The 13,709-nt window shown below is 66.7% G+C and carries 9 protein-coding genes; 4 read left to right on the plus strand and 5 right to left on the minus strand.

Features of this window, described 5'->3' with window-relative positions:
* Window positions 1-238 precede the first annotated feature (238 nt).
* From ACOGXD_RS04930 to ACOGXD_RS04950, 5 genes are all read right to left on the minus strand, one after another.
* Complete coding sequence (locus ACOGXD_RS04930; RefSeq protein WP_419916796.1) at window positions 239-2,044, minus strand: HNH endonuclease signature motif containing protein; 1,806 nt, start codon at window positions 2,042-2,044, stop codon at window positions 239-241.
* 206 nt (window positions 2,045-2,250) lie between these two features.
* On the minus strand, window positions 2,251-5,058 hold the full coding sequence (locus ACOGXD_RS04935) for a cell wall-binding repeat-containing protein (protein ID WP_419916797.1): 2,808 nt from the start codon (window positions 5,056-5,058) through the stop codon (window positions 2,251-2,253).
* A 340-nt stretch (window positions 5,059-5,398) separates the two neighbouring features.
* Entirely contained in the window at window positions 5,399-6,643 is a 1,245-nt protein-coding gene (locus tag ACOGXD_RS04940) for a type II toxin-antitoxin system HipA family toxin (RefSeq protein WP_419916798.1), read from the minus strand.
* Window positions 6,630-6,956, minus strand: a complete 327-nt coding sequence (locus tag ACOGXD_RS04945) for a helix-turn-helix transcriptional regulator (RefSeq protein ID WP_419916799.1) — start codon at window positions 6,954-6,956, stop codon at window positions 6,630-6,632. The genes ACOGXD_RS04940 and ACOGXD_RS04945 overlap by 14 nt, the downstream gene beginning before the upstream one ends.
* A gap of 232 nt (window positions 6,957-7,188) precedes the next feature.
* A complete protein-coding gene (locus ACOGXD_RS04950; protein WP_419916800.1) occupies window positions 7,189-10,143 on the minus strand; it encodes a cell wall-binding repeat-containing protein in 2,955 nt (984 codons plus the stop codon).
* A 202-nt stretch (window positions 10,144-10,345) separates the two neighbouring features.
* Between ACOGXD_RS04950 and ACOGXD_RS04955 the strand changes: the two genes are divergently transcribed.
* The 4 genes from ACOGXD_RS04955 to ACOGXD_RS04970 all read left to right on the plus strand — a co-directional run bounded on the left by ACOGXD_RS04955 (window position 10,346) and on the right by ACOGXD_RS04970 (window position 13,687).
* Window positions 10,346-10,954 (plus strand): hypothetical protein, encoded by a 609-nt coding sequence (locus ACOGXD_RS04955; protein WP_419916801.1) that lies wholly within the window; start codon window positions 10,346-10,348, stop codon window positions 10,952-10,954.
* Window positions 10,955-11,526: 572 nt separating this feature from the next.
* Complete coding sequence (locus ACOGXD_RS04960; protein ID WP_419916802.1) at window positions 11,527-11,673, plus strand: hypothetical protein; 147 nt, start codon at window positions 11,527-11,529, stop codon at window positions 11,671-11,673.
* A 56-nt stretch (window positions 11,674-11,729) separates the two neighbouring features.
* Window positions 11,730-12,068, plus strand: coding sequence for a hypothetical protein (locus tag ACOGXD_RS04965; protein ID WP_419916803.1), 339 nt, complete (start codon window positions 11,730-11,732; stop codon window positions 12,066-12,068).
* A gap of 236 nt (window positions 12,069-12,304) precedes the next feature.
* Window positions 12,305-13,687 carry an SIR2 family protein gene (locus ACOGXD_RS04970; RefSeq protein WP_419917355.1) on the plus strand — a complete coding sequence of 461 codons (1,383 nt, stop codon included), beginning with the start codon at window positions 12,305-12,307 and terminating at the stop codon, window positions 13,685-13,687.
* The last annotated feature ends 22 nt before the right edge of the window (window positions 13,688-13,709 follow it).

Consider the following 13,709-nt stretch of genomic DNA (forward strand, 5'->3'; position numbering starts at 1 on the left):
CTATCAAAGGCCGGCCGCCGCCAAGGACCGGCTCGCAACTCGAGGCTGGCTGCCATCAGAGGCCAAGGCCAACCTGAGTCGCGCCCCACGTTGACGAGCTGTGTTGTCACCGGCTCAGCGCAGCGCTGACCGATCCGGCCGCAGTACACACGAGCCCAACCAGGCAACCCCAGCACGCAACAGCCCGACCAGCAAACCGTCTCGCCGCCGCCGGACCACCCCAGCCACGCCGCGACGATCACTCGGGCGGGTCGCGCCCTGTCGCAGGGCTGGTTCCCCGCCGGGTTCGATCTGATCGTTTGGACCGGGCGTCTGATTGCATGGACGGCCCGCCTGATCGCATAGACGGCCCACGTGATCGCTTGGACTGCCCGTCCGATCTCGTGGCTCGTTTGCGGGTGACCCAATGGCCGCTGCGTGGGTCTCGTGCGAGGCGCTGGCCACCCTTGTGCAGGCTGTTGTGGCAGTCGCCGCACATCGCAGCCAGATTCGGGATGTCGGTAGTGCCTTCGTCTGCCTCCCATTCCTCGATGTGGTGGTACTTGCATCTGTGCATCGGAGCACCGCACAGCACGCAACCCCGATCGCGGATGGCAACCACCAGTTGCTGGGGGATGCTCGCGAGCCGGCGTCCGCGGCCCAGCCACAGTGGATGTCCTGGGCCTGTGAATAGGGCACCTGCAATGCGAGTGTCGGGGGAGAGATTGTCGAGAATCGACTTGGGTACCGGTCCGGCCCCGAGGATGTCGCACCTGCCGTCGGGTGCGGTGCCGTCGATGACGCCGATGTCGGCCACGATCACGAGCTGGTTGGGCGCGCCAGCCGGCGTCCACCGAGCAATTGACCGCCCGCCGTCGGCCCCGTGATGAGCCCAATCGTCAGCCCCGCTGTCAGCTCCGCACCCGGCCCTGCCGCCGGCAGCCCTGGCATCGCCAGATTCACGGTCACCGACACCGGCATCGCTAGGTTCGTCGGCATCGTCAGCTTCGTCGGCACCGCCGCCGGCAGCTCTGGTAAAGCCAGACTCACCGACATCGACACCACAAGATTCACTGACATCGGCGTCGCCACACGCGGACCCGCTGGCTGAGCCGCCCACCGAGACCGTGGCGCGCTGCTGTATCGCCAGCGCGTTGCGGCCGGTGAGCATCTCGAACACGCTGTCGGCAAGGCGCTGGCGGTTGTCGCGGACCGCACCCGGAGTGCCGTCACGACCGCCGTCGAGGCGCCACAAGGCGTCGTTGTAGTTCTCAACCGCCTGGGCCACCGCAGCGAAGCTGACCGGGTCGAAGCGGGCATTGAGCACGCCCATGCCGGTCTCATCGTCCAAGAACAAGGCCGCACTGCGATCACGCCGCTGCCGACGGATCTCGCTCTCCGCAGCCATCGGATCGTGCTCGGCCACGAACGTACGAGCATCGCGGCGCAACACATCGGGCGACGCCGTCGCCGCGGTCTCGAGCAGGTCGTGAGCAATGTCGACGACATGCGGGCTGCTGCGACGGGCGGCGTCCGCGAGCACCTCAGCGTGCTCGGGGGTCAGCTCGCCGCCCGCCAGACCATACGCCACCCGAGGCATCTGGGCGATCTGCTCGCTGACGGCTGCGACCCGGGCGGCTTTGCGGGCGCTCAACCGGCCATTGCCGCGCAGTGCGGCTCGGCCGGACCCGGCTTGAATGGTTTCCAGCGCGGCAGTCGATGCGAGCAGCAACGCCTCTGCGGCCGAGCGCAGCCGGCTGCCGACGGCGATCACCTGCGCAAGATCCTCGACATCGGCACCGTCGAACGGCGCCTGAGATGCCAGAGCCACCAGCTCCCGCGCCCGGCCCAGCCCACACAGAACATCAGCAAACGTGCCGACGCCCCCCTCAGGTGCCGTTTCCACCGCCCCCGGCGCTACAGCGGACGGCACGTCGGCGGTGTGCACCCCGGCATCCGGAACGCCCAGCGCTACAACGCCCGGCACCGAAGCGGCCGGCACCACGGCGTCCACAACGCCCGACACGCCAGCCGTGGGCTCGCTACGAACAAGTGTGCGATTCACGCCACGAAACCTAAACAAGGGCTGTGACATCAACCGGCTTGCCGACCGCACCACACGTCGCTGCGAGCTCGATTTTCTCAGGCCGTCGGACCCAAGAAGCTGAGGTCGACAACCCGTCCCGTCACCGGGCCGACGGGCCCGAAAGGCCGAGGTCAGCAGCCCGTCATCAAGAGGCGACGCAGCGAGTCAATCGGCGGCGCCATCCCCTAACAGCCACCGTCCTTGAACGGGTTGCTCCCCGCAGCAGGGAACTGCTCGGGGTCGAGCCGGGTCGTGATCCAGTCGGTCTCGCAGAACCCGCCGAACTCGCCGGCCAGGTTCGCCAGCGCCGCCTGCGACTGACGCTCGAGCCATGCGGCCCACAGCTTCGCCCCGTCGGTGATGTTCTCCGCATACCAGTCGGGCACCCGACCGGCCAGACCGTCCCGCACAACCTGCTCGGCCTCATCTGACGGCGAATCGGGAAGCTCGTCACACCCAGAGAACTCGTAGTAGTGCAACCGCGCATCCGGCAGCACGAGATGGGTCAGCGTGTCGGCCAGGATCTCCAGATCCCGGTACGTCCCCTTCTCGCACTCGGGGTAGGCCGACGCGAAGTAGAGCTGCACGGCACCCCATTCCTTCCTCGGCGCCAAGCCGGTGTGCAGGTCATAGACGTGCGCCAACTCGTGCACGATGACGCGCAGGCTCATCTCGGTGATGGTCACGCTGTCTGCTTCGCAGCGGAACACGCCGTCCACGCCGAAGCAGCTCGTGCTGACCAGGCCGCCTGCACGCGACGGCGTCACCCAGATTCGATCACGGGCGTGATCCCAGGCGATCCGCAGCCAACCGAACTCCGCCTCGCGATCGGCAACCTCCTGATCGACCCACGCCAGCAGCAGGTTCCGGTCGAAGCGCGGCGCTTCGTCGGCGGGAATCACCTTGGGGGTCTTGACACGCGTCGGCGACGACCGATCCCTGGTGGTGCCGTCGCCGATCTGGCCGAAGTCGTTGCCTCCCCAGCACGAGACCCTGCCGTCACGATGCAGGACGCATGCGTGCGCCTTCACCTTCACCACATGACTGCCGTCCTCGAACTCGGTCGTGTGCCGGGCGACGCTCACGTCGATGGCGTCCGAGATTCCCGCCACGCGCCTGGGTGTCGTTCGAGCCGTCGTGGTGCCGTCGCCGAGCTGGCCCCACTTGTTGTTCTGCCCCCAGCACGACACGCCGCCGTCTCGGTGGACAGCGCAGCCCGTGCCGTCGCCCATCGCCACGTCGACGACGCCACGCAGGCCCGCGATCTTCCTGAGCGTGATGGGCTTGCCGTAGGTGTACCAGCACGTCACCTCGCCGCCTGCAACAACCGCGCAGGTGTACTGGCGGCCGACAGAGATGGCGGTCACGTCCCGCAGCCCGTCGACTTGCTGCGGCAGACCGCGGAACGGCCATCCCCAGCACGTCACCCGGCCGTTGCTGTGTACCGCACAGGTCGAGCTGTATCCGACGGAGATGGCGACCACATCGGTCACGCCCGCAACCCGTCTGGGGAAGTAGAAGTGCGGCAGATCGCCGCCGTCGCCCAGTTCGCTGCCGTTGTTGGCCCCCCAGCACGACACGCCGCTGTCGCGGTGCAGCGCGCAGGCAGACTCCCGCCCCACAGCGATGGCCACGGCGTCGGTGAGGCCCTCCACCTTCACCGGCACGTAGTGGGTCACGGTGTCGCCCTGGCCGAGCTGGCCCCAGCCTCCCGAGCCCCAGCACGAGACGGTGCCGTCGGCGTGCAGGGCACACACGGGCAGTTGGCGATGGCTGTTGCCGAGCTCCTCGCCGCTGCTGATCGCAACGACGTCGGTCAGGCTTGACGCGCTGAGCTGCTCCCGCAGGCCGTCGCGGCCCCAGCAGGTCACCGTGCGGTCGAGACGGACCATGCAGGTACGACCGCTGGAGGCGGCCAGGAGCAGGTCGTCGCTGCGCGGCCCCTCGATCGCCGCGTACTCGCTGGACCCTGCAGGTGCTGAATCCCGGGCATCGCCGTCATCGCCGTCGCCGTCGTCATCGGCCGCCTCGGCCGAGTCGCCCGACACCGCTTCCTCGCCGCTGAGGTACGCATCGAGACCGGCTTGCGACACCGCTGCGTCGCCCCCGAACACGCGCAGGTCCACCGAGTCGTTGGCCGCCCGGGCACGGTCGAAGTAGGCGGCCGTGTCGGCGGGAATGGAACCTGGATCGGCCAGCACCAGCGGTGCGCACAGCCGGCCCAGCAGCGGCGCCGCACTGAACGAGTCGAACGGCACCCGCGCCCGTGCCAGCCCGATCGTGCTGGTGACGAAGCAGTCCTTCCCCGCCGTGTCGCTGTACCGGCCGTCGACCAGCTCGGCCGCCTTCACGGCGGTGTCGTACCGGGTGGTGCCCGCCAGCCGGGTCACCGACACTCCGAGGGCCCGAATGGAAGCCTCCACGCCGGGGGCGAGCGCTGCGGTGCCGCCCATCAGCACCACATGTTCGATATCTGCTTCGGACAGGTAGCCGGCCACGCCGTCGTTCAGCCCGTCAGGTGCGGTGAGCAGCACCGGGTGGCGGCCGTGCGCCGCGAACGGCCCGGCAACGAGCGCGTCAGCGAAGACGTCGCCGCTCGCCACGATCGCCGTGCGACCGTGCCCCGGCATCACCCCGGCGCTCACCCGGCGGGCCGCCGCCACCGACGTGCCGAACCGGTCCGAGCCCGCGACACGTTCGACAGCAATGCCAGCGCCCTCGAGAGCATCGCCCACCGCCGCACTCACCCCGCGGCCAGGCCCGTCACCCGCCCCGGCCTCCTCCGGGCCGACAATCAGCGCCTTCGATACCCCAACCCGCTGCAAGAACGCCAGCGCGTCGGCTCGCAGCTCGCCCGGCGGGGTCATCAGCACCGGCGCTCCGAGATCGCCAGCGATCGGCGCGGCCACCACGGCGTCGGTCCAGCGCTCTCCCGACACCACCACCGCCCGCTTCGGCGGCCACACCCTCGGCGACACGCAGCGACGTGGCATAGCGGTCGGCGCCGCCGTATCGAGTGACGGAGACGTCGTCTCCCGCAGCCGCACTGGCCGGCCCAGACGGCAGAACGGCACCGCTCAGCGCAACCACCGCGGCGAGCACCGATAGCACCACTGCCCTCGCCCACCGCACGCCGTGGACCCTAGCTACCTGCCTCAGTGCCAGCCGTTGCGGCCTGCAGCCACGGGAATCGAGGATGTCAAGTTCCTGTCGAGGAGTGATGAGGAACGTAGGCGTCGAAGCACTCGCTCTCGGGGTCAGATGCCAACGCCGCCCGCGGAGCGTGGTCGCGGTCGTCCCAGAACCGCCTCGCCGGTGCGGGGGTCGGCGCGGTCAGGTTGCGCTGGTGGAGGCGGGGTTGAGGAATTGGCGCTGCCACAGTTGGTCTCGCTCTGGGGCGGTGAGCTGGGCCAGGTCGCACACGTCGTTCCATTCGCTGCGGATGGTTTCTGTGTGGTGCTCGACGATGTCGGCGGCGTCCTCTCGGTCGAGGTGGTAGTGGCCTGCGTGCTCGACGCAGCCGTCGACCTGGCTGATGCGCTCGCCGCCGGGGCCGTAGGCCATGGCCTGGAACGCTTCGCCGCCGGTGCGCAGCTGCGGGCAGATGTCATACGCGGGCGTGAGCGTGAGCATCTCGCCGTCCCAGAAGGCGGCGTGGTTCTTGGGGTGGTCGTCGGTGTTGCTCACCAGGATGTTGAACACGATGCGCGAGAACAGCTCGCGCAGCGTCGCGTCGGCTGAGATGAATCGGGCCCGGATCTGGTCTGCGAGGTCGACATAGGTGCCGTATCGGCCTGCGATGCCGCCCGCGGCGTGCAGGTTCAGCACCGTGAGCGCCGACACCGTCAGGCGACGTCCGCCGTCGGGCGTGCGGTCGAACCGGTCCACCACCAGCACGTCGCGGCCCGCGGCGGAGCTCAGCGTGACCGGGGCGGCGTCGATGCCGGCTCGGCGCGCCAGTTCCATCGCGACGAACTCGGCCTTGACCACCGGGAAGCTGTCGGCTGCGGAGCTGAACTTCGCGATCATGTGACGCGACCCCTCCACGAGAGTCGCCTTGGGGCGTGCGCCGCCCATCGAGGTGCCTCCCAGCAGCGCCCGCTCCAACGCCGGCGGCAGCGCACGGCCCTCCTCGATGCTGGCGGCCGCCTCGGCCAGCTCGGCCAGCGACGACTGCTCGGCGACCCTCGGCACATAGTCGGCAGGCGAGGCCTGGAAGTCGAGCGCCCCGGCGCGGTCGGAGCCCGAGCAGAGCAGGTAGCCGAGCTCGGAGAGGTCCCGGTCCGCGAGGCGGTTCCGGTGCTCGATCACCCTGCGGCCCCACGCATCGGGCGCACTGTCGGCGATGCAGCCCGGCAGGGACCCCGACGCGGGCGGCACCTCCCCGGGCACCAGCGGCAGGTCGGGCAAGTACAGCGGCACGGCATCGGGATTGTCGAGGTAGCTGCGGCCGTAGGTGAATGTCGCCACAGGCCCTCGGTCATCGAGGCGCCCCGCCACCACCGGCTCCACGGCGCCCGCAAGCCACACCCACACGTACACCGTGGGCGGGTTCAGCAGCGATTCAGAAGTCGTCATCGACATGACGCCGCCGCACCCGCTGAGGCAGAACGGCAAGGCGGGCCTCGACGAGATCCGCCTCGCGCGCCAGCGTCACCGCGTCGTCGGTGAACAGCGGAACGCCGACCAGCGCTGCTGCCTCGAACACGGTGCCCAACGCCACCGACGGGTCGCCTCGCTCCACCTTGCCCATCGTGGCCGCGCTGCAGCCCACCCGCTCCGCGAGCTCCGCGATGGTCCACCGGCGCTCTCGCCGCGCGAGCGCGATACGCCGCCCGAGCAGCCGAGCTGCCTCCACAGTCGAGCGACTCAACGGCCGGCCCGTTCCCATGACACCCAATATATTGTGTTTTAAGAGCTTTAAAACAAATATTTTGATGATACGGCGGAAACTCCTGCCGATGCGTCGGGCGGCGCGTCATCGGACGAGGACAGCGACTCGCCGGCTCCAGCAGACGCGAGGAGCCCCGGGGCCGAAACCCCGGGGCTCCTCTCAGTTTTGCTGTACCGATCAGGCGGGCAAGCCGCCCGAGCGGTTTAGGTCAACTGTGCAGCTGACTCCTTTAGGGAGTCGGGCTGCTGCCGCTGATACGGGTCTTCCCGCCGTAGTTGAAGTCGTTCTCACCAGCGGCCGTGTCGCCGTAGCCATTGGCCACCGAGTCGGTGTCGGTGGTGTCCTGCCGGTCGACAACGGTGGTGGTGGTGTCACTGTCGATCGCTTTGCCGTTGGCGTCCTTGTCGAAGCCGTCGGGAATGTCGACGATGTCACGCAGCTTCGGCAGCGCGAGCGCAGCCGTGTTGTCCGTCACAACCGTTGCGATGTTGAACGACCTAGTCCTCTTCGGACCAACGGTTGTCCCCGTCATGGCGAGACCGGTGCCGTCAGTGATGCCGAGGGCTGTCAGCGTGGTCGCCAGCACCGGCGACTCAACGCCTGGCTGGTGACGACCCATGGCGCCAGCCAGCACATGCGTCATCAGTCGGGTCGACTGATCATCGCTGATGTCCTCGACCCAGCCGTTGAACGTGATCGTGACGGTCGCCGTGGTCTGACCACCGGTCAGCGTCGTGATGTCGTCACCGTCGTCACCTGACTCAGGTGTGGTAGTGCCCGACACCGGGAGGTCCATGTGACGCAGCTCCAGGTTGGCCGACTTGCAGGTGTCAACCGGTGTGCCGCCCGGATCGCTGTAGGCGTTGTCAACGAGGACGTTGAACAGACTGCTCACCGTCGCGTTGCCCTCCAGCGCTGCCTTCAGGTCAGCGAACTTCGGCTTGCCGTTGACGATCCGCACCACGATCCGGCGGTCCTTGGTGCTGACGAAGACGTCGATATCAGCGTCCTTGTCACCGTCCCAAGTACTCGCCCGGTCGGCCCGGATGGTCCAGCCGTTGCCGACCGTTCCGGCCGCCTTGCCGTCCGCCTTGGCCTGCAGCCACACGCCCGGATTGGTGGGCGTGTTGCGGGCAGTCGGAGCGGTGCCTGTCTGATTGGCCGCCGGGATGGCTGCTATGGCCTGGGCCGGGTGCTTCACGCTGCCGATCGACACGTTGGTCACCTGAAGCTTCTGCACCGGGCTGACCGGCACGCCAGTAGTGACCTGGCTCTCGTTGCCAGCCGTGTCCTCAATCGCACCACGGTTGGCCCGGAAGCGGTCGTTGGCGTCGATGACATCGGACTCAGTGGCATCGGTGCCGGTGACGTCGCCGAGGGCGAATGTCAGCAGCGCACTCTTGCGGTCTGAACCAGCCGTGTCGAAGTCGATCTGACTCGCGGTCACGCCCGTGATGCCGACATCGCCGGCAGTCACCTGGAACAGCTTTGCCAGTTCAGCGCCCGTCGGTGCTGTCTCTGCCAACAGTCCTGTCCGGGCCAGTGCCGTGTTGTCCGACACCAAGCCGTAGAGCGCCGTGTGGCCCCGGATGGCGACGATCCGAATCGACGGACGCTGCCTGTCAGGGGTCGGCGCGGGCACGGTGGCCGATGCGGGCTGCACGGTCCGGCGGTCGTCACCGGCGCCCACCAGCACAGTGCCAGCCACGATCGAGACCTTGTCGCCGGCCTCCAGGCCGCCTACACGCTCGATAGTCACGGTCACCGAATCCGGGTCGCAAACGGCCGCTGTGGAAGCGTCCGTCGCGATGTCCACGGGTACACCGTTGACCTGGAGGATGTCCTCCAGCCGGTTCCGCAGGTCAACCGCGGTGGACGGCGCAACATCATCGCTGAAGTACAGCGTCACCCGATTGTCGCCCGGAACCAAGATCGGCGTCTTGCCATCCGCCGCAAAGCGGTTCTCGTTGGTTGTGGCGTCGCTGTCGTCGGCTGCTGCAGTACCGATCGTGACGGTCAGTGCGTCGGCCGAGGCAGCAGCGTCCTTCGCCGCTGACATGACTGCGTCGCTCACCGCGGCGGTGCCGCCGATGGCCAGGATCCGCAGGTGCAGCTTGTTGCCGCCGACCTCTTCAGGCGTGCCAGCCAGGTAGTCGCGCACCGAAGCAGGCAGGGTGTCGCCGACCGCGAGGATCGGGATCAGACCGCTGCCGAGCTGGTCGGTGTCGTCAGCGAGCACCGGAGCGGCCGGAATGCCGTCGATCACGCTGTCGCTGTTGATCAGCGCCACGGTGTTGGTGGACACCGGCGACAGGTCATCAGCGCACGCGTCGCCCATCACTTTGGCGATGTTCACCGACACCTCACCGGCAGAATCGCCGCCGATGCGCTCGACCGTGTCGACGCCAGCGTTCTCCAGTGCGGTCATGACGTCGGCAGACACGCTGCCCTCGCCGCCGACCACTACTGCATGCTCCACGTTCTCGGTTTCGATATAGCTCACGACCGCGTCGACGAGATCGTCGCCGGCAGTCAGCAGCACCGGCAGCTCGAGCCGGTTCGCCACCGGGCCGATCGCCACAGCGTTGAACAGCGAGTCATCAGAACCGTTCACCACGATCGCGGAGTTCTCATTGGTGCCGCACCACGACTCACCCGACAGGTTCGACGCAATCGCAGCCGAAGTGTCATAACGGGTGTCGCCCGAGATACGGGTCACCTTCGGGCTGTTGGCCAGCCCCTTGAGGGCATCTTCCACGGCACTGCTGACGGCTGCCTCGCCGCCGAGCACGTACAGATTGCCGATGCCGTAGTCCTCGATGTAGTCGGCCACTGCACCATGCAGGGCGCCCGACTGCGTCAACAGAACTGGGGCGTCCATGAAGCCCGCCAGACCGGACACAGAAACAGCGTCGACCAACGACTCGCCCGATGCGACGAACGCATTCGAGACCGAGCCGATGCCGCCGCGGTCATTCGCGAAGCGGGTGGCGAGCTTCAGCGCCGTCTGGTAGCGGTCGCTACCGGCGAACTCGCGTGCGCCTGCGGCGGTGAGGTACTCACCAGATGTGTTTGCGGCTTGGGCTGGGTTTCCCGCTACGACTGCCAGCACCGATGCCATCAGCATCGCCGCCAGGATCGCAGCGAGGGAACGCCTGCCTCGCCGCTTCGAGTAGGTAGTCAAGGTTATGTTTCTCCTTGTTCGGCTCCTTTCCGTGTGATTTCGAGCGCTGATAACTCACTCGGCGGCGGCCCGTGAAGCACCCCGGCTGCACCGGTCAGCGCATCGGCGCCGGTCATGACTGGTCGGGCGACACTTCTGCCTGAACGATGCCGCAGTACTGAATGGAGCCCCGCGGCGCCCTCAAAGGAGAAGTCATATAGATATGGACAAGATCACGTACTACGACGAGCTGCAGAAGGGCTCGCAGGCGTACGGCGAACACTTGGATCGCCTGCTCATCGCATCGATGGGCATCATCTTGGCAACCCTCGGGTACGGCGCTGCGTTCTACGCGAGCTCACTCGCCGAGCGAGCATTCAGGCCATTTGTGGGGATTGGGGGCCTGCTGCTCGTGTTAGCACTGCTGCCGAGCTGCGTGCTGTACCTCAGCCGTTCGAACGTCACGCCGAGCCCGGACCGGCGAGCGCTCAACCCAGGCCTGCACAGGTACTGCGCCGAGAATTCTGCTCGATGGAATCGGCTGCGGCTGCACATGCTGGGCGCAGCGTGGTTCACGATCTTCGCGATCGGCGCCCTCGTAGTTGCCGCGCTGTCGATCGGCACCTCGGCGTCGGCGATCTCATGGCAGCGCTCGCATGTGCTCGGCGTCGTGACGGCACTTCTCGCCGCGGGCTTCACGCTGTATGGCCACGTACAGGTCGGGCGATGGATCATGGGCCGCAGGCAGAGGGAGTTGCGCCAACGGCTCGCCGCGGGCGATGTCTTCGACCTCGGCGGTTACGGCCTGACGCGCAAGCGCGAACAGTCCTAGTTGAGACGCAGGCTTCGAAAGCTGTGGCGCTCGTGACGCAACTGAGGCTCCGCCTACAGACTCCGCGCGTCGCATCGACGGCAAGTGGCCGGAGAACGCCACGCTCGTCGCTGACGCCATGCAGGGGGCTGTCGCTGAGCCGGACCATGGCGAACCGCGGTAACCGCTCATCCGCGATCCACACACAGGTGTTCGGTACTCTCGAATAGCGCTGCCCCCCAGCCGAAGCCGGGGGGCAGATGGTACGTCCACCTGACATGAGCAGGTGGCGCTGAGCACAGCCCTGCCGGAGAAACCGGTGGGGCTGTGTCTCGTATCAGCGTAGCACGTCCATACACCCGCGCGCGGACAGTCCACGAATCACGCTCAGTGCGCGATTCAGATCCCGAGTTGGCGCCGGGCGATGCGCAGTTCAGCCAGACAAGTGCCTATGTCGGTCGCGACGCCACGAACCACAGCCCAGTCGTCGTCGGACAGGATCACCGAGCAGCCTGAGCAGGGCGGCTAGGCCCTACACACAGCGCTGAAGCGGTGCCGCTGGCCGGTGGGCCGGACACTGCGACGATTGAGGTATGGCAGCACAGGATCAGCCCAAACCGCGTGAGAAACCGCAGCGTCGAGAGACAGCGGAACCGATCCCCGACAGCATGGAGAACGTCGCGGCTGCGGCCCTGGACACGCCACCGAAGAAGAACTGGCGCTACCTCAACAAGCGCTAGAGCGACCGTCTCTGCTGAGACGGTGCCCGTGGAAACTCGACAGGTACCGTTGCGCTATGGGCGAACCATTCGACATCGGCCAAGAGTGGGCGCTGCGCTGGCTCAACAAGAATCATCCCGTGGAAGCGCCACGCAACCAGAGCCCGATTGACGCCGTGGACTACTGCCAAGACGTAGCGAACGCGGTGAACGCGCACGCAGTGAAGAAGCTGGCTGAGTTCGAGGCTGTGCTGCGACGCACGCTGATGGACGCGCTCGAAGGTGAGACTGAGCCGAAGTGTGTGCGGGTGTCGGCAGCGGACCTGTTGGAGTCCGATCGCATGACGTTCCTCGGGAGGAAGATCACGCACGGTGTTGAGCGGCCACGCCGGTTCCCTGTGAACTTGCACTCCTAGCCGCTTGGGGGAACAGCCCTATAGCCCCCCTCTCGATCAATGGGCCGCCGAGACCGCCAATTGCAGAACCGAGTTGCCGTCAGTTCAACGGCAGAGACCTCGGGTCACCCCGCATGAATGCACGACAGCCAAAAAATGAGGGCGAGGGTCAAACGATGCAGGGATAGTGTCCGCGCGTGGACACTGAGGCGTTCATCGAAAGCTATTGCGGCGCAATTGAGGCTGGCCAAGCCAGCGTGCTGATCGGTGCGGGTCTCTCACTCGGGGCCGGCTACCCGACATGGGAGGAGTTGCTCGAGCCTGTCGCTGCTCAATTCGAGATCCCTGCAGTCGCTGACCTGCCCCTTCGCGCTCAGTACATCGAGAATCAGCCCGGAGGTCGCGATCGTCTTGGCCGGCACGTCGCAAAGACCGTCGGCGCGGTTGAGCCGAAGCCCCTTGAGAACCACATTCTGTTGGCGCAACTGGGTATCGCTGACAGTTGGACTACCAACTTCGATTCACTCGTCGAGACCGCCGACGAACATCTCACGGTCATCGCTCACGACGAAGATCTGGTCGAACGTGCTGTCAGACAACGGCGCCTCTGCAAGATGCACGGCTCGATTCCTCGCGATGCGATCGAGCCAGATGGTGGTCGCGATCAACTAGTGCTGAGTCGCAGCGACTACGAGCGATACGAGTGGACCCATCCCCGGCTCTGGCGCCTCTTGCAGGCACAGTTCCTGACGTCGAGCTTCCTGTTCCTCGGATTCTCCATGACCGACCCGAACTTCGAGGCAGTCTTCAAGATCGCGCGCCTCGTCACCGCGGACAAACCCATGACGCACTACGCGATCATGAAACGGCCCGACAGTGACGACGGCATGTTCGATTTGCGCGCTGCTGATCTCAGCCGAGCTGGGATAAGGCTCATTGAGATTGCCGACTACAGCGAGATCACGACGATCTTGCGAAAGCTCGTCGTCAGGACGCGGCCGGCTGGGCTCTTTGTGTCGGGTTCTGCTCGCGACCCTGGTGACACCGAATCGACGGGTTCGGACACCTACCCGACTGCGGAGAGCAACGAACAACTCAACCGATTCGCCGAGGCTCTGGGGAACCGTCTTGCGGACGAAGATGTCCCGTCGATTGTCGCGGCTGGTGATATCGGAGCCAGGGTCGGCTATAGCTTCTTGGCTCGGCTCGAGAACTACGACTCCAGCCGTTTCCTCCTAGTCCGACGGCGTTCCGACAAGGATGTCGATCCTCCATCACGGCGGCAGGGCCAGATCTGGTTCAGCGGCGAGAAACCCAGCACGATGAGATCCGCAGCATTTGAGCACGTCCGTGCGGTTGTATTACTCGGTGGTGGTTCCGGCACCGAGTCGGAGGCCGAGACGGCGCTCGCGTTGGGCATGACTGTCGTACCGGTCGCCCACACGGGAGGTGCGGCGCGCAAGGTTTGGCAGTCCATGTCAGGCGACTTGGAGCGCCATGGCGGTCATGGCGTTGGTCAGCGAGAGATAGATCCGCAGCAGTTCTCCGACCTCAACTCCCCCGACATCGATACGGCGATGCAGGCCGCAACCGGACTCATCCGCGATGGCCTCTTCCTCCCGCCCATGGACGACATCTGAGTGTGTCTCACGCCATTCCTAC

The sequence above is a fragment of the Candidatus Poriferisodalis sp. genome, from assembly GCF_965204125.1.
Taxonomy (GTDB): Bacteria; Actinomycetota; Acidimicrobiia; order Acidimicrobiales; family Poriferisodalaceae; genus Poriferisodalis.

Coding starts and splice junctions, on each gene's coding strand:
- ACOGXD_RS04965 (WP_419916803.1), top strand. CDS start 11,730: ATGGGCGAACCATTCGACATCGGCCAAGAGTGGGCGCTGCGCTGGCTC.
- ACOGXD_RS04935 (WP_419916797.1), bottom strand. CDS start 5,058: ATGCCACGTCGCTGCGTGTCGCCGAGGGTGTGGCCGCCGAAGCGGGCG.
- ACOGXD_RS04960 (WP_419916802.1), top strand. CDS start 11,527: ATGGCAGCACAGGATCAGCCCAAACCGCGTGAGAAACCGCAGCGTCGA.
- ACOGXD_RS04940 (WP_419916798.1), bottom strand. CDS start 6,643: ATGACGACTTCTGAATCGCTGCTGAACCCGCCCACGGTGTACGTGTGG.
- ACOGXD_RS04945 (WP_419916799.1), bottom strand. CDS start 6,956: ATGGGAACGGGCCGGCCGTTGAGTCGCTCGACTGTGGAGGCAGCTCGG.
- ACOGXD_RS04955 (WP_419916801.1), top strand. CDS start 10,346: ATGGACAAGATCACGTACTACGACGAGCTGCAGAAGGGCTCGCAGGCG.